Origin of the sequence: Novosphingobium sp. 9, assembly GCF_025340265.1 — a bacterium.
In the GTDB taxonomy this organism is placed as follows: Bacteria; Pseudomonadota; Alphaproteobacteria; order Sphingomonadales; family Sphingomonadaceae; genus Novosphingobium.
In genome coordinates, this window is record NZ_CP022707.1 from 183,850 (window position 1) to 202,305 (window position 18,456).

At 65.6% G+C, this 18,456-nt stretch carries 14 protein-coding genes and 1 pseudogene; 7 read left to right on the forward strand and 8 right to left on the reverse strand.

What is annotated here, in order from left to right; all coding sequences use genetic code 11:
* Positions 1–64 precede the first annotated feature (64 nt).
* Positions 65–1,660, reverse strand: a complete 1,596-nt coding sequence (gene guaA, locus CI805_RS00865) for a glutamine-hydrolyzing GMP synthase (protein ID WP_260925147.1) — start codon at positions 1,658–1,660, stop codon at positions 65–67.
* A 572-nt stretch (positions 1,661–2,232) separates the two neighbouring features.
* Here guaA and CI805_RS00870 point away from each other — a divergent pair.
* Entirely contained in the window at positions 2,233–2,652 is a 420-nt protein-coding gene (locus CI805_RS00870) for an ester cyclase (RefSeq protein ID WP_260925149.1), read from the forward strand.
* On the opposite strand, the gene CI805_RS00875 is transcribed toward CI805_RS00870, so the two are convergent.
* Positions 2,649–3,122: a MarR family winged helix-turn-helix transcriptional regulator gene (locus CI805_RS00875; RefSeq protein ID WP_260925151.1), complete on the reverse strand. Its 474-nt coding sequence runs from the start codon at positions 3,120–3,122 to the stop codon at positions 2,649–2,651. The genes CI805_RS00870 and CI805_RS00875 overlap by 4 nt on opposite strands.
* Positions 3,123–3,312: 190 nt before the next feature.
* On the opposite strand from CI805_RS00875, the gene gyrB reads away from it, so the two are divergent.
* Complete coding sequence (gene gyrB, locus CI805_RS00880) at positions 3,313–5,880, forward strand: DNA topoisomerase (ATP-hydrolyzing) subunit B (RefSeq protein ID WP_260925153.1); 2,568 nt, start codon at positions 3,313–3,315, stop codon at positions 5,878–5,880.
* A 137-nt stretch (positions 5,881–6,017) separates the two neighbouring features.
* On the opposite strand, the gene CI805_RS00885 is transcribed toward gyrB, so the two are convergent.
* On the reverse strand, positions 6,018–7,256 hold the full coding sequence (locus CI805_RS00885; RefSeq protein ID WP_260925156.1) for a mechanosensitive ion channel family protein: 1,239 nt from the start codon (positions 7,254–7,256) through the stop codon (positions 6,018–6,020).
* A gap of 225 nt (positions 7,257–7,481) precedes the next feature.
* Between CI805_RS00885 and CI805_RS00890 the strand changes: the two genes are divergently transcribed.
* Both CI805_RS00890 and CI805_RS00895 read left to right on the forward strand, forming a co-directional pair.
* Entirely contained in the window at positions 7,482–7,886 is a 405-nt protein-coding gene (locus CI805_RS00890) for a metallopeptidase family protein (protein ID WP_260925158.1), read from the forward strand.
* 123 nt (positions 7,887–8,009) lie between these two features.
* On the forward strand, positions 8,010–9,839 hold the full coding sequence (locus tag CI805_RS00895; RefSeq protein WP_260925160.1) for a bifunctional metallophosphatase/5'-nucleotidase: 1,830 nt from the start codon (positions 8,010–8,012) through the stop codon (positions 9,837–9,839).
* A gap of 49 nt (positions 9,840–9,888) precedes the next feature.
* Here the strand turns inward: CI805_RS00895 and ubiA are convergent, their stop codons facing one another.
* Entirely contained in the window at positions 9,889–10,833 is a 945-nt protein-coding gene (ubiA, locus tag CI805_RS00900; protein WP_260925162.1) for a 4-hydroxybenzoate octaprenyltransferase, read from the reverse strand.
* A 121-nt stretch (positions 10,834–10,954) separates the two neighbouring features.
* Here ubiA and CI805_RS00905 point away from each other — a divergent pair, with 121 nt between their 5' ends.
* From CI805_RS00905 to CI805_RS00915, 3 genes and pseudogenes are all read left to right on the forward strand, one after another.
* Positions 10,955–11,707, forward strand: coding sequence for a 16S rRNA (uracil(1498)-N(3))-methyltransferase (locus tag CI805_RS00905; protein ID WP_260925164.1), 753 nt, complete (start codon positions 10,955–10,957; stop codon positions 11,705–11,707).
* A 107-nt stretch (positions 11,708–11,814) separates the two neighbouring features.
* Positions 11,815–13,187, forward strand: a pseudogene (locus tag CI805_RS00910) (glutamate--cysteine ligase).
* Positions 13,187–13,489, forward strand: coding sequence for a putative quinol monooxygenase (locus CI805_RS00915; protein ID WP_260925166.1), 303 nt, complete (start codon positions 13,187–13,189; stop codon positions 13,487–13,489). Before CI805_RS00910 ends, CI805_RS00915 begins: the two are co-directional and overlap by 1 nt.
* A 10-nt stretch (positions 13,490–13,499) precedes the next feature.
* On the opposite strand, the gene CI805_RS00920 is transcribed toward CI805_RS00915, so the two are convergent.
* The 4 genes from CI805_RS00920 to CI805_RS00935 form a co-directional block, all read right to left on the reverse strand.
* Positions 13,500–14,861: a methyltransferase family protein gene (locus CI805_RS00920; RefSeq protein ID WP_260925168.1), complete on the reverse strand. Its 1,362-nt coding sequence runs from the start codon at positions 14,859–14,861 to the stop codon at positions 13,500–13,502.
* Between the two features lie 87 nt (positions 14,862–14,948).
* Positions 14,949–16,295, reverse strand: coding sequence for a PQQ-binding-like beta-propeller repeat protein (locus CI805_RS00925; RefSeq protein WP_260925170.1), 1,347 nt, complete (start codon positions 16,293–16,295; stop codon positions 14,949–14,951).
* A 20-nt stretch (positions 16,296–16,315) separates the two neighbouring features.
* The gene (locus CI805_RS00930) at positions 16,316–17,122 is read right to left on the reverse strand and encodes a tetratricopeptide repeat protein (RefSeq protein WP_260925172.1); all 807 of its coding nucleotides are present in this window, start codon (positions 17,120–17,122) and stop codon (positions 16,316–16,318) included.
* A gap of 169 nt (positions 17,123–17,291) precedes the next feature.
* Positions 17,292–18,419: a glycosyltransferase gene (locus tag CI805_RS00935; RefSeq protein WP_260925174.1), complete on the reverse strand. Its 1,128-nt coding sequence runs from the start codon at positions 18,417–18,419 to the stop codon at positions 17,292–17,294.
* Between the last annotated feature and the right edge of the window lie 37 nt (positions 18,420–18,456).

Genomic DNA, 18,456 nt, shown 5'->3' on the forward strand with positions numbered 1-18,456 from the left:
CGCCGCCGGTGAATGCCCTTTGTGAAAGCGTTGCGCCGTGATCCGGATCAACGAAGAATGGCAATCATTCCCACTCGATCGTGCCCGGCGGCTTGCTGGTGTAGTCGTAGACCACGCGGTTGATGCCCTTGACCTCGTTGATGATGCGGGTCGCGACGCGGCTGAGGAAGCCCGCATCGAAGGGATAGATGTCCGCCGTCATGCCGTCGGTCGAGGTGACGGCGCGTAGTGCGCACACGCTGTCGTAAGTGCGGCCATCGCCCATCACGCCCACGGTCTTGACCGGCAGCAGCACCGCGAAGGCCTGCCAGATCGCATCGTAGAGACCGGCGTTGCGGATCTCTTCGAGGTAGATCGCATCGGCCTTGCGCAGGATATCCGCCTTGTCGCGGCTGACTTCGCCGGGGATGCGGATCGCGAGGCCTGGCCCCGGGAACGGGTGGCGGCCGACGAACACATCGGGCAGACCCAGCTCGCGGCCCAGTTCGCGCACTTCGTCCTTGAACAGCTCGCGCAGCGGCTCGACCAGCTTCATGTTCATGCGCTCGGGCAGGCCGCCGACGTTGTGGTGGCTCTTGATCGTCACCGACGGGCCACCGGTGAAGCTGACCGATTCGATCACGTCGGGGTACAGCGTGCCCTGTGCGAGGAAGTCGGCGCCGCCGATCTTGCGGGCCTCGTCCTCGAACACGTCGATGAAGGTCTTGCCGATGAACTTGCGCTTCTTCTCGGGGTCGGTCTCACCCTCAAGCCCCTTGAGGAACAGCGTCGAGGCATCGACGTGGACCAGCGGGATATTGTAGTGGCCGCGAAACAGGCTGACGACCTGCTCGGCCTCACCGGTGCGCATCAGGCCGTGATCGACGAAGACGCAGGTCAGCTGATCGCCGATGGCTTCGTGGATCAGCACCGCCGCTACCGCCGAATCGACGCCGCCCGAAAGACCGCAGATCACCTTGCCGTCACCTACCTGGGCGCGGATTTCCTCGATCTTGGTCTTGCGGAACTCCGCCATGGTCCAGTCACCGGCCATGCCGCAGACGTGGCGCACGAAGTTCTTGAGCAGCTTACCGCCGTCGGGCGTGTGGACGACCTCGGGGTGGAACTGCATCGCGTAGATGCGCTTCTCGTCGTTGGCGATCACCGCGAAGGGCGCACCGGGGCTGGAGGCAACCGGGCGGAAGCCGGGGGCCAGCGCCGTCACCTTGTCGCCGTGGCTCATCCACACCTGGTGCGTCTCGCCGACCTTCCACAGGCCGTCGAACAGCGCACAGTCGTCGGCGATCTCGATGAAGGCGCGACCGAACTCGCCGCCCTCGCCGCCCGTGACCTGCCCGCCCAGCTGGTGCATCAGCGACTGCTGGCCATAACAGATGCCGAGCATCGGCAGTCCGCTTTCGAGGATCACGTCCGGAATGCGCGGACCGTTCTCGTCGAGCACCGAGGCAGGCGATCCCGAAAGGATCACGCCGATCGGGTTCATCCGCGCAAAGGCCTCGGCAGCGGTGGTGAAGGGGGCGATTTCCGAATAGACGCCCGCCTCACGCACGCGGCGTGCGATCAGCTGCGTCACCTGGCTGCCGAAATCGACGATCAGGATCGAATCGGTGCTCTGGCCCGTGGCCGGAATCGACGTCTGGTCTGCGCTCTGGATAGTCATGGCCGGCCACTATAGCGGGTTTGCGCGGGTGTCCAGTGCGGCGATGGTGCCAAGGACGAGAGTTTGCGCCCGGCGTGCACGATACCCTCGACCCTGCCGATTGCGCTTCAATGAATCGTAGCCTTGATTGCGTTTTTTGCAAGCAAGATTGTTACTTTCGAATTTGCGAAAATTTCTGTTACGCTTATTTGACACCCCAGACAGCGGGACCAAGCGTTTCGTGTCCACGATAAAACGATAAATATGTTTGCAGGAGCAACCAAAATGACTCTCGTCGAAAAGACCGTCGGCATCGCCGCGGCGCTCGGCGTCAGCGCGCTGGCATTCGCCATCGCACTCGTCTGAGCGAGACGTCGCCCCGGATTGGCGTTACCGGGTCTCAAGAAGAAGTAAGGGCGTTCCCGCGAGGGAAGCGCCCTTTTTCTTTGCGCGCTTTCCGAGCGCGCCGCCCTGCCATCACCGTCTCATGCACGCCATGCAAGCGCCGCACCTCATGACCGCGCCGCCTTGAACTATACAGCATTACTGTATATATTGAACCTCGTCCCATTCCCCGGAGACGAGAGACCCGCATGACCCAGCCTACACCCAAGGACATCGTCCGTCGCTTCAACACCGATGTCATCCAGAAGGCCGACCGCGCCGCGTTCGAGGCGATCATGGCGCCCGATTACGTCAACCGCACCGCGCCGCCGGGCTCGCCGAACGATCTGGAAAGCATCTGGCAGACCTTCATGGGCCTGCATTCGGCGTTCAGCGACCTGACCGTGCACATCCATGACATGTTCGCCGAAGGAAACGTGGTCACGACCCGCAAGACGATCACCGGCACCCACACCGGCAAGCTGATGGATATCGAGCCCAAGGGCGGCGCGCTCTCGGTCGACATCATCGATATCGTGCGCGTGGCCGATGGTCGCTATGCCGAGCATTGGGGCGTCACCACGCTGCCGCAGGCGCTCGCGGCACTGCGCGAAGGCGCGGCGGCCTAACTTCCGGCACTTCCCGCCGCGATACGCTCCAGCAGGGGTATCGCGGCGTGGAGCTGCGCCTGTTCCGCCTCGCTGAGCGCCTCGCGAATCCGGCCACCGATGCGCGCGATGCGGATCGCCCGTGCGCGCTCGACTTCAGCCTGACCCGCCGCCGACAGCGCATAGAGCCGGCTGCGCCCGTCCGCCGGATCGGGCATGCCCTCGACCCAGCCCGCCGCCTCCATCTGCGCGACGACCAGCCGCATCGTCTGGTGGCGCACGCCGCGCCGCTCGGCCATGGCGGCAACGTTCATCGCACCCTCGCGCTCCAGCAGGCCGAGCGTGTCGGACTGGGCGGTCTTCTCACCCCCCGGCATCGCCCGGACCGCGCGCACCAGCGTACCGACGACACGGCGCAGATCGTCCGCGAGCGCCTCTGCCCTGTCGCCATCCCCGCCCCGGCCTTCCCTGCCGCCCTGCTGCCTGTTCATGCCCAACGTCCACACCATCGAATTACCGGGCTCGCTGATGCCCCAAAGCATGCGTGCAGGCAAACCGCGACGGTCACAGGCGACGATGCGCTCTGCAGGACGGACAGGCCGCCCGCATCGCTTGTGGAAAAGGCACGCCTCAGCGCCGGTTTCGCTTTAGATTCCGCGCGCGCGTGCCTATATAATCGATATGGCAACTGATCCGGAAAACCCCAAGCCCAACGCCCCCAACGCCAATGCCTACGGTGCGGAATCGATCAAGGTCCTCAAGGGCCTCGACGCGGTCCGCAAGCGCCCCGGCATGTATATCGGCGATACCGACGACGGCTCGGGCCTCCACCACATGGTGTTCGAGGTTTCGGACAATGCCATCGACGAAGCGCTGGCAGGGCATTGCGACCTGGTGCTGATCGAGTTGAATCCCGATGGCTCCGTCTCGGTCGAGGATAACGGCCGCGGCATTCCCACCGGCCTGCACCCCGAAGAGGGCGTTTCCGCCGCCGAAGTGATCATGACCCAGCTCCACGCGGGCGGCAAGTTCGAGAACACCTCGGATGACAACGCCTACAAGGTCTCGGGCGGTCTGCACGGCGTGGGCGTCTCGGTGGTCAACGCGCTGTCCGAATGGCTGGAGCTGACGATCTGGCGCGAGGGTCAGGAACACTGGATGAAGTTCGCCAACGGCGATGCCGTCGCCCCGCTGGAGGTCAAGGGTCCGGCTCCCAAGAGCGACCGCAACCCCGACGCCGACGGCTTCAAGAAGGGCACGCGCGTCACCTTCCTCGCCTCGGACGAGACGTTCAAGAACGTCACCGTCTACGATTTCGACAAGCTGGAGCACCGCTACCGCGAACTGGCGTTCCTGAACTCGGGCGTGCGCATTCTCCTGCGCGACAAGCGCGGCGAGGAAGTGCGCGAGCATGACCTCTACTACGACGGCGGCATCGGTGCCTTCGTGCAGTATCTCGACCGCAACAAGGCGGCGCTGATGGAAAGCCCCATCGCGATCACCGCCGAGAAGGACGGGATCGGCATGGAAGTCGCGCTCGAGTGGAACGATTCCTACTACGAGAACGTGCTGTGCTTCACCAACAACATCCCGCAGCGTGACGGCGGCACCCATCTTGCGGCCTTCCGCGCCGCGCTGACGCGCACGCTCAACGGCTATGCCGAGCGTTCGGGCCTGCTCAAGAAGGAGAAGGTCACGCTGTCGGGCGACGACATGCGCGAAGGCCTGACCGCGATCGTCTCGGTCAAGCTGCCCGATCCCAAGTTCTCCTCGCAGACCAAGGACAAGCTGGTCTCCTCCGAAGTGCGCCAGCCGCTGGAAGCGCTGATGGGCGAGAAGATGAGCGAATGGCTGGAAGAAAACCCCGCCACCGCCAAGGCGATCATCCTCAAGGTGATCGACGCCGCCGCCGCCCGCGAAGCCGCCAAGCGCGCCCGCGAACTGACCCGCCGCAAGGGCGCGATGGACATCGCCAGCCTGCCCGGCAAGCTGCACGACTGCGCCGAGCGCGATCCGGCCAAGTCCGAAGTCTTCCTCGTCGAGGGTGACTCGGCAGGCGGCTCGGCCAAGCAGGGGCGCGACAGCCACTATCAGGCGATCCTGCCGCTCAAGGGTAAGATCCTGAACGTGGAGCGCGCGCGGTTCGATCGCATCATCTCCTCGAAGGAGGTCGGCACGCTGATCCAGGCCATGGGCACCGGTATCCGCGACGATTTCAACATCGAGAAGCTGCGCTACCACAAGATCGTCATCATGACCGACGCAGACGTCGACGGCGCACACATCCGCACACTGCTGCTGACGTTCTTCCATCGCCAGATGCCCGAGATCATCCGCGCCGGGCACCTCTTCATCGCCCAGCCGCCGCTCTACAAGGTCGCCAAGGGGCGCTCGGAAGTCTACCTCAAGGACAATGCCGCGCTCGACCGCTATCTGGTCGAGGCGGGGCTTGCCGGACGGGTGCTGGAAACCACCGGCGGCGCGCGTTCGGGCGCCGATCTTCAGGTGCTGGTCGAACACGCCGTGCGCCTGCGCAACCTGATGGCCTTCGTGCCGCGCCGCTACGATCCGGTGATCATCGAATCGCTGGCGCTGGCCGGTGCCTTCGCCACCGACCTTTCGGCAGAGGCCCGCAGCGGCGCCCTCGCCCGCGCCGCCGCCTGGCTGGAGCGCGGTGACGGCGAAGCCCGCTGGTCGGCCCGCCTCTCGGAAGACGGCACCGTCGAGGTCGAGCGCCTGTGGCGCGGCGTCACCGATCACCACAAGATCGAGGCCGCCTTCCTCGTCAGCGCCGAAGCGCGCAAGCTCGCCCGCCTCGCCGCCGAGCAGGCAGAGGTCTACGCCGGGACCGCCCGCCTCGTGCGCGCCGGTACGGCGGCAGAGACCAGCGAGCCCGAAGCGCCCGCCACCGAAGGCGAGACCGAGGAAGAGATCGTCGAATCCGCAGCGCCTGCCCGCAAGGTCACGGCGGACGATGCGATCACCCGCCCGACGCAGCTTCTCGAAGTGGTGCTCGCCAGCGGCCGCAAGGGCCTGTCAATCTCGCGCTACAAGGGTCTGGGCGAAATGAACCCGGAGCAGCTGTGGGAGACCACGCTCGATCCGGACAACCGCATCCTGCTGCAGGTCAAGGTGGAGGACGCCGACGTGACGGACGAGATCTTCACGCGCCTGATGGGCGACGTGGTCGAACCGCGCCGCGACTTCATTCAGGAGAACGCACTCAACGTCGCCAACCTCGACGTCTGAGTTCTTCAGGTTTCCGCAAAAACGAAAAGGGCCTGCCGGGAGGATATCCCGGCAGGCCCTTTTTCATGAGGCCAGAGCGGTCTTAGCCTGCCTCTAGCCTATCTTTAGCCTACCTCTAGCCCCGTCTTAGCCTGCCTTCAGTCCGCCTTGGCTTCGGGTGTCTGCGCGGCAGACGCGGCGGCAGCGAGAGCGGCGGATTTCTGCGGCCAGGGCGTGACCGGCTGCCCGTTCGGGGCGTTGAAATAGGTGGTTTGCGTCGGATAGGCGAAGACGATGCCTTCCTCTGCAAAACGCTTCACGATCGACACGACAAGGCGATCGCGCAAGGGGTGGGCGATGGACCAGTCCCGCCCCGGCACGTCCACCAGCAGCGTGTAATCGAGCGAGCTGGCACCGAAGTTCTCGAACCCGGCGCGCGAAGGCGTTCCCCCCTCGGCCACGACCAGTTCCTTGAGCATGTCGGGAATGCGCGCCAGCGTCTCGGGCGGGGTCTCGTAGGCGACACCGATGGCGAACGGCAGGCGGATGTGATCGCGCCCGGCAACGTTGAAAATTGTCTTTTCCAAGAGGTTCTTGTTCGCGATCACCATCAGTTCGCCGGTATAGGCGCGGATGCGGGTGGACTTCATGCCGATGGTCTCGACCGTACCCGAGAAGGTATCGAACGTCACCGCATCGCCGCGCCCGAACGGCCGGTCGAAGATAATGGCCAGCGCCGCGAACAGGTCTGCGAAGATGCCCTGCGCGGCAAGGCCGATGGCGATACCGCCGACGCCAAGGCCGGCGACCAGCCCGGTGACATTGACGCCCAGATTGTCGAGCAGCACCACGCCCGCAATGGCGAACACCGCGAAGCTGACAAGGAGGCGGATCAGCCCCATCGCATTCATCACCGCCTCGCCCTTGAAGTTCTCGGACGAAGTGCGGTGCTCGATGGCGCCCAGGATGATCTCGCGCGCCCAGATCGCGCACTGGATCACCGCGGCGATCGTGAACAGGAACGCCACCAGCTTGTCGAGCCAGCCGGGCGTTCCCGCGTAGTTGTCGACCACGCGGATCGCCACCATCACGATGAAATAATTGGTGGTTTTGGTAATCGCCTTGCCGACGATGGCCAGCCAGTTGCGCCGGGCATCCTCTTCACGGATCAGGCGATGGCCGAACCGCCGCGCCGCCGTCAGCGCAAAGGCGATGGCGACGGCGACGATACCCGCGATCAGGATCTGGAGCCAGTAATCGCCGATCCAGTCCATCACCGACTTGGAGAAATGATGGAACATCTGCTCGGGCGTATAGTGCGGCCCGGCGGGTGCCGGTGCAGCGGCGGCAGTAGCCGTGCTCGTGGGGGCTGGGGCGGTGGCGGCGGTGGCTGTCATCGTCGGCCTTTCGGGTGCATTTCAGAACGGTATCGCGAAAACGGACGGCAGTTTCAGGCGCCCGCCGTGTCCCGAAAGACAATGCAGCGCCCGGCGTCAAGGTTCCGCTCAAAGGTTTGCAGCGCAACGATCCACCTGCCCGACAGACCGTTTGGCGTGGTTCTGGACCAACCTGCGAGCACCTGATAGTCCAGCTGGCCCCCACCTGTCGCGAAAGGAATGCCCATGGCCCGCAGCTTCGGCGCAGCCCCGAGCATCGAGGATTTTGAGTTCCTCGCTCAAACGGCCTTCCACCGGATTCCCGCCCCTTTCGCCAAACACCTCGGCGGCATAACCGTCAGCGTCGAAGAATTCGCCGACGACGAGACGCTGAATGCCCTTGGCATCGAGGATGGCTGGGAACTCACCGGCCTTTATCATGGGCGCCCCATGGAGGACGAAACCATCTGGAACGCGGGGGAGGAGCGGCCGCACATCACGCTTTACCGCCAGCCCCTGCTTGCCGAATGGTGCGAAAGCGGCGTGACGCTCGATGCGCTCGTAACGCATGTGGTGATCCACGAGGTCGGCCATCACTTCGGCCTTAGCGACGAACAGATGCATGCGCTGGAGGCGGCATCAGGCGACTGAACGCCGCTGAAATGTCACGCAACACGCGTTGATCCGCCCTGCATTTGCGTGCAGGAGCAAGGCATCCATCCCATTTTCCCGTGAACCCGTCGCGGGATGCCGACCATTCGGGGAATGCCTGAGATGAAATCCCGCCTGCGCCCAGTTTCTGCATCTGCGCCTACCTTTACCGCCCTTGCGCCTGCCCTGCTCTCCACCGCACTCGTCGCCCTGCTGGCGGGCTGCGCCACACCGCCCAGAAGCGCCGCGCCTGCCCCCGCTGAAGCGAAAGCGGACAGCAGCCCCGTCACTGTCGGCATCCTCGCCTTCAACGACTTCCACGGCAACATCGAGGCGCCGCATCAGGCGGTGATGGCGCCCGATGGCAAGGGCGGGACGATGGCGGTCCCGGCGGGCGGCGCAGCCTGGCTTGGCGCCACGCTCGAACACCTGCGCAAGGACTATACCTATAGCCTGACCGTGGCGGCGGGCGACATCATCAGCGCCTCGCCGCTCAGCTCCGCGCTGTTCGTGGACGAGCCGACCATCGGCGTGATGAACCGCATCGGCCTCGACATCACCTCGATCGGCAACCACGAATTCGACCGCGGCATCAAGGAACTGCACCGCGACCAGTTCGGCGGCTGCGAGAAGAACACGCTGCGCCAGCCCTGCCAACTTGAGCAGTTCGGCGGCGCCAAGTTCGAGTACCTTGCCGCCAATGCGGTGATGCCGGACGGCAGCACGCTGTTCCCCGCCACCGCCATCCGCAGCTTCGGCGAAGGCGCGCGCAAGGTGACGATCGGCTTCATCGGCCTGACGCTGAAGGACACTGCCGATCTCGTTTCCTCGCAAGGCCTGCAGGGCCTGCGCTTCGTCGACGAAGCCAGCACGATCAACGCGCTGGTGCCCAAGCTGAAGGCGCAAGGTGCCGATGCCGTCGTGGTGCTGATCCATCAGGGCGGTGCGCAAAGCGGCAAGGAGCACGATCCCAGCGCCTGCGCAGGCTTCGACGGCGCTATCGAGCCGATCCTTGCGAAACTGGACCCGCGCGTCGATCTGGTGGTCTCGGGACATACCCATCAGGACTATGTATGCAACTCGGGTGCGATCGATCCGCAGCATCCGGTGCTGCTGACCAGCGCCGGGCTCTACGGCAAGGAAGTGACTGACATCACGCTCAAGATCGACCCGGTGACGCACAAGGTCGTCGGCAAGAGCGCGCACAACGTGATCGTCCAGAGCCCGGCCTATCAGGGCAAGGACGGTCTTGTCGCCAATACCGACCATTACCCGCAGCTCGCCCCCGACCAGCAGGTGGCGGCCTATGTCGAACGCTACGCCGCCGCCGCCCGCACACAGGCGCAGCGTCCGGTCGGCCATCTGGCGGGCATGGTCTCTTCGCCCGACAGCGGCATCGCCGGAGGCGGCACGCTCGGCAGCCTGATCGCCGATGCCCAGCTTGACGCCACCCGGAGCGCAGGCGCGCAGATCGCCTTCACCAACGCCTTCGGCATTCGCGCCCCGCATATGCTGGCACCCGCCAAGGATGGCTCGCTCACCTATCAGCAGATCTACGCGGTCCAGCCCTTCGGCAACGTGCTCGTCACCAAGTCGCTGACCGGGGCCGAGATCAAGACCCTGCTGGAGGAAGGCTACGACGACGACCAGCCGCACCAGTCGCTCGTGCCCAGCCATGGTTTCGCCTATAGCTTCGACCTGTCGAAGCCGATCGGCGCGCGCGTGGTGAAGATCACGCTGGACGGCAAGCCGCTCGATCCCGCGAAGACCTATCGCGTCACCACCAACACCTTCCTGTCGAACGGCGGTGACAGCTTCGGTGAACTGGCAAAGATTTCCGGCGGGACGATCGGCATGAACGATCTCGACGCGCTGGAAGCATGGCTCGCCGCCGTGCCGATGCGCGCAGTGCCAACCGAGACGCGTGTCACTCAGATCGGGACCGGCAAGTAAGCGGTACAAGAAAGGCCGGGAAGTCCGCTTCCCGGCCTTTCTTTATGTCTCAATGCATTCCAGCGTTGCCGACGACCCAGCAGGCCAGCGCCATCAGCAAACCAAGGTCGCGGTTCGAGCGGAAGCGCGCCAGTGCGTTGCCGCCGTCGTCGGGCTTGAGCGTCACCACTTGCGCGCCCAGATGCAGCGCCACCGGCGCGAGGCCGAGGAAGGCCACCCAGTCGCCCCGGATCAGCCAGAACGACAGCGCCCAGAACGCGACAGAGGCAGCATAGAACAGCCCCACACCGGGCCTGACCCACTGCCCCATGCGCAGCGCGGACGAGCGGATGCCGATCATCGCGTCATCCTCGCGATCCTGCAGGGCGTAGATCGTATCGTAGCCGATGCACCAGGTGATCGCCCCGGCATAGAGCGCCAGCAGCGCGCCGATGTTGTCGCCCCGGATCTCGATCCAGCCAACCAGCGCGCCCCATGTGAAGACCATGCCCAACCATGCCTGCGGCCACCAGGTGATCCGCTTCATGTAGGGATAGGCGGCAACAAGGCCGAGGCTTGCCAGCGCCATGACCTCGGCCTGCCAGCGCAACTGCACCAGCACCACCAGCCCGACGAGGCACAGCAGACCCAGCCACAGCGCAGCAGCCTTGCGGCTGACACGGCCGCTCGCCACCGGGCGCTGCGCGGTGCGCGCCACGCGGCGGTCGAGGTCGGCATCGACGATATCGTTCAGCACGCAGCCTGCGCCGCGCATCGCGATCGAGCCCAGCAGCAGCAGCGCGATCAGGCCGATCCGCGCCTCGCCGCCTGCCAGCAGCACACCCCAGGCGCAGGGCCAGAACAGCAGCCACCAGCCGATCGGCCGGTCGAACCGGGCGAGCATGGCATAGTCCCGCCAAGGGGCCGGCAGGCGCCCCACCAGGCCGCGATGCTGCGAGTCCGGGACGAAGGCCGAATTGATAGGGTCTGGCGTATTATTCAGTGTGTCGCTCACACCGCACGGCCTAGTCCATCCGCGCGGCGCTGTCATGGCAAGACTGCGCTCCATCTCCCGCAATACACGTTGCAACGAAGATCGTGACGGCGGCCTGCCCTTACGCTAGAGCCCGAGGCCTATGGCCGCTACCCCCGCCTGGCCGCCGCGCTCGGCCCCTCGCCTTTTCGTTTCCGGTCCGCTTCTCGCCGGACAGACCCTCGTTATCGAGGGGCAGCAGGCGCATTACCTTGCCAAGGTGATGCGCGTGGGGAGCGGCGACGCGGTGATCGCCTGCGACAACGCGACCGGCGAATGGGCCTGCATGGTCGCCTCTGCCGGCAAGCGCGATGTCGTGCTGGAGGTGCGCGACCATCTGCGCGGACGCGAGCAGGTGCCCGACTTCACGCTGTGCGCCGCGCTCCTCAAGAAGCCCAACTTCGACCTCGTGCTGGAAAAAGCGACCGAACTGGGCGTGCGGACGATCCAGCCGGTTGTCACCCGCCGCTGCGTGGCGGACAAGCTCAACCCCGAGCGTGCGCTCACCATCGTCACCGAAGCGGCGGAGCAATGCGCCCGCACCGCGCTGCCCGATCTGGAAGAGCCGGTGAAGCTCGACGCCCTGCTGCGCGACTGGCCGCAGGACCGTGCGCTGTTCTTCGCCGACGAGACCGGCGGCGCCCCGGCCGCAGAGGTGTTCCGCGCCCACACCGGCCCCGCCGCGCTGCTGGTTGGCCCCGAAGGCGGGTTTGACGAGGCCGAGCGTGCTGCGATCCGTGCCCTGCCACAGGCCCGTGCGATCACGCTGGGGCCGCGTATCCTGCGCGGCGAGACGGCCACGATCGCCGCGCTGGGACTGTGGATGGGCGTCAGTGGCGACTGGACTGGAGACTGAACCGGTTCTTGGCGGAAATCCGTGTCGGAACAGGCGTCAGGCGAACAATAAACTGATCGGTATAAAAAACAGTGGCGAAGCGGCGCGGGGCATTCTACCTCCGCGCCATGAGCACCCGTGAGGTATCGGATCGCGACGATCCGCTGATCGAAAGCATGGACCAGCTGGCCGCCCCATGGCGGCGGGCGAGAAGCCGCGCGAGGCGTGGCGGATCGGGACCGAGCATGAGAAGTTCGTCTACGACAAGGCGGATTTCCACGCCCCGTCCTATGACGAGCCCGGCGGCATCCGCGACCTGCTGGACCAGCTCCAGCCCTTCGGATGGAGCCCGATCATCGAGGGCGATCATGTCATCGCGCTGAAGGGCGCTGACGGCAACGTCAGTCTGGAACCGGCAGGGCAACTCGAACTCTCGGGCGCCCCGCTGGAGAACCTGCACGAGACCTGCGCGGAAACCGGGCGTCACCTTGCCCAGGTGAAGACCATCGGCGACGAGATCGGCAAGGGCTATCTCGGTCTTGGCATGTGGCCGGACAAGACCCGCGAGGCGCTGCCGATCATGCCCAAGGGCCGCTATGCGATCATGCTGCGGCACATGCCGCGCGTGGGGACCATGGGCCTCGACATGATGCTGCGCACCTGCACCATCCAGGTCAACCTCGACTATTCGAGCGAGGCCGACATGGCGCAGAAGTTCCGCACCTCGCTGGCCCTGCAACCGCTGGCGACCGCACTGTTCGCCAATTCGCCGTTCACCGAGGGCAAGCCAAACGGCTACCTCTCGTACCGCAGCCACATCTGGTCGGACACCGATCCCGCGCGCACCGGCATGCTGCCGTTCGTCTTCGAAGACGGCTTCGGCTACGAGCGCTATGTCGACTACATGCTCGACGTGCCGATGTATTTCGTGTTCCGCGACGGCAAGTATATCGACGCTGCCGGTCTTTCATTCCGTGACTTCCTGAAGGGCGAGCTTTCGGTTCTCCCCGGCGAAAAGCCGCGTCTGTCCGACTGGCAGGATCACCTCTCCACCGCCTTCCCCGAAGTACGCCTGAAGTCCTTCCTCGAAATGCGGGGCGCCGATGGCGGTCCGTGGAGCCGGATCTGCGCGCTTCCCGCGCTGTGGGTGGGCCTGCTCTACGACCAGACCGCGCTCGATGCGGCGTGGGATCTGGTCAAGGGCTGGGACATGGAAGGCCGCGAGACGCTGCGTGCCTCGGTGCCCAAGCTTGGCCTCGATGCACCTCTGCCCGGTGGCGGAACACTACGCGACATCGCAGGAGAAGTGATCGACATTGCCCGGTCGGGCCTTGCCGCCCGCGCGCGTCTCAATTCGAGCGGCGACAACGAGACCGGCTACCTCGAACCGCTGGCCGAGATCGTGCGCTCAGGCAAGGTGCCTGCACAGCGCCTGCTCGACCTCTACAACGGCGAATGGGGCGGCGACATTTCACAGGTCTACAAGGTGAAGAGCTTCTGATGATGATCGTGATCACCGGCCAGTTCCGCATGCCCGTAGCCGTCCGCGATCAGGCGGTCGTGGCGATGGCCGCCGTCGTTGCCGCGACGCGGGCCGAGGCCGGGTGCCTGCACTATGCCTATGCCGAGGATGTGCTGGAGCCGGGTCTGTTCCGCGTCTCGGAAATCTGGGAAAGCCGCGAGGCGCTGACCGCGCACTTCGCCCAGCCGCATATGAAGGTCTGGGGCGAGACCCGCGCCGCGCTCGGCTTCAGCGACCGCGAGATCACCGCGCACAGCGTGGAAAGCAGCGAAACGCTCTAAAAGACCGTTCCTACTCCGCCGCCTGCGCCTCGCCACTGCGCGGGCGGATCAGTCCGGCGATGCGCCCCAGCGTGCGGGTGATCAGCGCGTTCTCGCTCATCCACGCGTGATAGGCGCGGTACTTGGGATCTTCGGCCAGCAGATGCGCCTCTTCGGTGCGGGCGCGCCAGTAATAGATCCCGCTCACCACGCCCAGCAGCACGGTGTTGCGCACCATGTCTGTCAGCGAATGATTGTTGACCGCGAAGGGCAGCGCCGAGAGCCACCAGAACAGGTTTTTCGATAGATACGCCGGGTGCCGGGTGAACCGGTACGGCCCGTTCGTCAGCACCCCGCGATAGGTGAGGTTGGAAAAGCGGATGCCGAACGCGAAGGTCGCCCAGGCGTAGATCGCCGTCAGCACCACCATAACGCCCGCCCACAGCCACAACAGCGCGGTATGCCCCTGCAAGGCCCAGACCCAGCCGCCGGTATTGACCTCGTAGGCCAGCACCTGCGCATTGCCCATCGTCGCCATCACGAAGGGCGGATAGCACATCAGCGCCGCAACCCAGCCCGCCAGCAGTGGATTGCCCGAGCGGATATGCGCATCGAGCGGCCGGAAGGTACACAGATAGCCCACCGTGCCGATCTGGACGTCGACCGTGAACAGCAGGTTGATCAGCGCCGTGCCGATCATCACCGGATCGCGGGTAATCTGCCCGAAATCCGCCTCGACAACGCCTGCGAACCCGCCGGGCAGGATCGAGATCATGAAGGCGCCGAAAAACGCCTTGATCGCCCAGGCGCGGGCGTGCTTCTTCACCTCGTCGGCTTCCCACGCCTCGCGCCCGATCAGCATCGCGCCGAAGTGCCAGGCGTGATCGCGCGGCTCGATCATGTAGCGTTCGAGCCAGAGCACGTAAGGGATAGACAGCACGAAGAGCGGGACCGCCACGGCGCCCAGCACGTCCATCGCGAAGACGTACTGCCCGTCCCAGTACCAGCGGCCGATACAGTAGTAGAACCCGATCACCGCCCAGGTCGCCCACAGCCCGGCAAGCTTGGTCACGGCGGTTTCCATGGCCTGCGAGAGCGGGCGCGGGTTCGTCCAGTCCAGCCCCGTGGAAGGGCGGTAATGAACCTTGTCCACCAGCACCGACCACAGCGCCATCGTGGTCGTCGTGAAGAAGACGGACGCGAGCGCCGCATAGGGTCCGCTCAGAACGGCACGCGGGCCGGGAAGATGCAGCGCCTCCCCGATCGTCGGCCAGTTACGGCAGACCAGCACCCAGACGATCAGCGCCACGACACCGGACAGGCCGACGCCGGGAGATACGTCGCTGACAGGGCGACTCGTGGGAGCAGGAGAGGCGAAAGAGGGCTCGGTCATGGCCAAGGGCCTAGCGTCAAACGGTTAAAACCCCGTTGGACGCTTGTGATCATGACGTGTGCGAGCCCCCTCGTGCGGTTTGGCGCCTCAGCGCAGCGCGGTGATCGTGCCTGAATCGTCCAGCACATAGAGCGTACCGTTGGCGACGACCGGTGCGAGCGAAATCGGCGCGTCGAACTTGCGATATTCGTTCCACGTGCCGCTCAGCGGATCGACCCAGCCCAGTTCACCCTCGGAATTGGCGACCCACAGCTTGTTGCCCGCCAGAACCGGCCCCTTCCAGAAGATCGGGCCCTTGTGCTTCTTCTCGTTATGGTAGCGCTGGAGCTGGGTCAGCCAGCGCACCTTGCCGGTGTTGCGCTGGATCGCCAGCAGTTCGGCGTGATCGTCCAGTGTGAAGATCCAGTCCCCCGCAACCGCCGGGGTCGAGATGCCCGCAAGATTGAGTTCCCAGATACGCTGTCCGGTGACCAGCTCATAAGCGGCCATGCGTCCACCCTGACCCAGCGCATAAACACGGCCATTGTCGACGATCGGATCGGCATCGACGTCAGTCAGGCTGCCCACCGACGTCGAGATCGACGTACGAGCAAGCGCGTCTGACCACAGCTGACGACCGTTTTCGTAGCGATAGGCCACCAGCTCGCCCGAGGCGTAGCCCGCCACGATCGTACCTTGTCCGGCAGCCGGAGCGCCAACGCCGAAGACACCTGCCTGCGTGAGCGAGGCCGATTCGTTCCACAGCACCTTGCCGTCTGCCGCGTTGACCGCGAAGATCTGGTTGTCCTGCGTCATCACGTAAACCGCGCCGAAGCCAATCGTGGGCGAGCCGCGCAGCGGCCCGGCCGGCTTGACGCTCCACGCCTGCTTGCCGGTCGCCGCGTCAAGCGCAGCGACTTCACCCAGACCGGTGGTCACGTAGACCTTGCCCTGATCGAAGCTGACACCGCCGCCGAATACCGACTTTTCGTTGTCGCCCGAGACCGAGAAACTGTGCAACCACACCTGAGCACCGGTATCTGCATCGTAGGCGTGGACGACGCCATTGGTGTCCATGACATAGAGACGCTTGTCACCGATCACCGGCGCAGCGGCAAGGCGCTGGCGGGTGGTCGAACCGGCGATATCGGCCGTCCACAGCTTCTGCGGCTGCGGTGCGAGCGTAAGCTGGCCATAGCTCTTGTTCGACGTGTTGCCCGCCTGCGGCCAGTCGGCATTGGTTGTGGGCGGCGGCAGGATCACCGACACGCCAGCCAGGGTCGCATCAACCTGCGCGCCGCTTTCGATGCGCGAGAGAATCGGCACGCGATTGCCCACGGTCGGCGTCGTGCGAACCTTCTTGTGATGTCCCGCGCAACCGGCAAGGCCGCCGGCCAGCGTAACAGCGAGAAGGCTGGCCGCAGCAAGGCGGCGCGTCTTGAAAAAGGCGGTCATTCGCGTGTCCTCTCGAGCCGTTACTGGGCTGCAGCCGCGCTGGAAACAGCGGCGGGGGCCGGCATGGCCGAAACCGTGGGGGTATTGGGAAGCGGCTTGCCATCCGCATCGACAACAGGGTCAACGGCATCGACGCCGAGCACCGAGGCCAGCTGGCGCGCGCGGTTGCGCAACGAATCGGGCTGGGTCTCGTCCTTGGCGATTTCCGCGAAGATCGGCCCCGCCAGATCCTTCTTGCCTTGCGCGACATAGGCTGCGCCGATCATTTCACCGGCGGCACCGAACCACGGATTTCCGGGCTGCGCCAATGGCTTGAGGCGATCGACGACCGCCTGCGGCTTGAGCGTATCGTAATTCGCTGCGACCGAACGCACCGTTGCCAGATCGCGCAGCGGCTGCGGCACACCGGTATCGGCGGCGACCGCATCGTACATCTTCACGGCATCGGCGAGGCGATTCTGCTTGAGCGCCACATCGGCGAGCAGCAGCTTTGCAGAGGCGCCCGAGGCACCGTCCGCCTTGTCGACGACCGGCCCGAGCTTCTTCTTCACATCGTCGAAATTGCCCGCCTGAAGGCTGTCGAGCGCCTGCACGAAGACTTCGGCATTGGCATCGCGAGCCTTGGTCTGTTCGTGCTTCCAGAAGAAGAAACCGCCGATTGCCGCCAGAATCGCGACCACCAGCACCGCCACGGCCACGCCATAACGCTTGAAGAAATCCTCCATCCGGTCCTGACGCATCGCGTCATCGACCTCGCGCTGGAAGATCTGGCCTTGCGCCTTTGCGGCAGCCGCCTTGTCGTTCGGGGTAGTGGGAATGAGAGCCAAGGTGCGCGCGCTTTCTGGGTATTCTGGTAAGGTTGCCGGGCTGTTTAGCGGATGGACAGGGGTTTTCAACGGGCTTGATCGCTGCCTGTCCCCGACTGAAGCGGGTCTGAACAGGACAAAGGAGGCTAGAAAGGGGGTAGAGGGGGGCTAGAGGTGGGCAAAGGCACCCTCAGGGGAAGATGTCGCGCCCCAGCGCGGCGGCATACGTCGCCCTGTAGCCCTCGATCATGATCCGCTCGTCGAAGCGGGCCAGCGCCTCGCGCCGGTTGGCCATGCCGACCTGCTCTCGCAAGGGCGCATCCCCTGCCAGAAGCGCCAGCGCGGTCCCGAGCGCCTGCCCGTCTCCGGGGGCGGTGATGAAGGGCGCGTTCGGCGCCGAGACCATCGCGGCCACGTCGCCGACCGCGGGCGAGGCCACCGGCACGCCCGCCGCCATCGCCTCGACCACCGAGATCGGAAACTGCTCCGAATCGGACGAGAGCGCGAAGATATCGAACAGGCCGACGACATCGGCAGGCCGCGCCACGAAACCGGGCAGGTGGACGCGGTCCGCCAGCCCCAGCGATCGCGCTTCGGCCTCGATCGCCGTGCGCTCCGGCCCTTCGCCCACGATCACCAGATGCCATTCGGGCGGGAGCGCGGCGAACGCCCGCACCAGCCGGGGCAGGTTCTTCACCGCGCGCAGGCCCGCCAGCGTGCCGACCCACTTCGCGCCGGGCGCCTTGACCAGCCCCGGCACCGCATCGGGCGCAGGCGGCGTGCCATAGGCCGAGAGCGCGATGCCGTTGCCGATCAGCCGCAGCTTGCTGTCCGGGCAATGCCAGACCTCGCGCGCGATCCCTGCCAGCCGCTGCGAGGGCACCACCAGCGAGGCGGCCCCGCGCAGCGCAAAGCGGCGGAACAGGTTGCGCTTGGGCTTGAGGCCTGCCGCCTCGTCCTCGTTGAAGCCGTCCTCGTGATGGACCAGCGGCGGCATCTTCAGGACGCTGCCATAGAGCGCACGCGCCATCACCCCGTCCATCGCCCCCCAGTTGTAGGTGAGCACGAGGTCGTAGGCCTGCATCGCCCTGGCAAAGCGCCACAGGCGCGGCGGCAGCGGCTGGCCCTGCAACGAGGGGAAGTCTTCCGGAAAGGCCACGTCCAGCCCCGAATCGAGCGCCACTTTCGCCCCGAACGCGCCTTCCTCTGCCGAGACCACCGCGTGATGGACAGGGCGCCCCAGCGCATCGGCGGCAAAGGCATTCATCAGCCGCGCCGCGCGCAGTTCCTTGCCGCCCGCCGCGAAGCTGGAATGCATGTGAAGGATGCGCAAGGGCGCGCCGCTCGTTGCCATC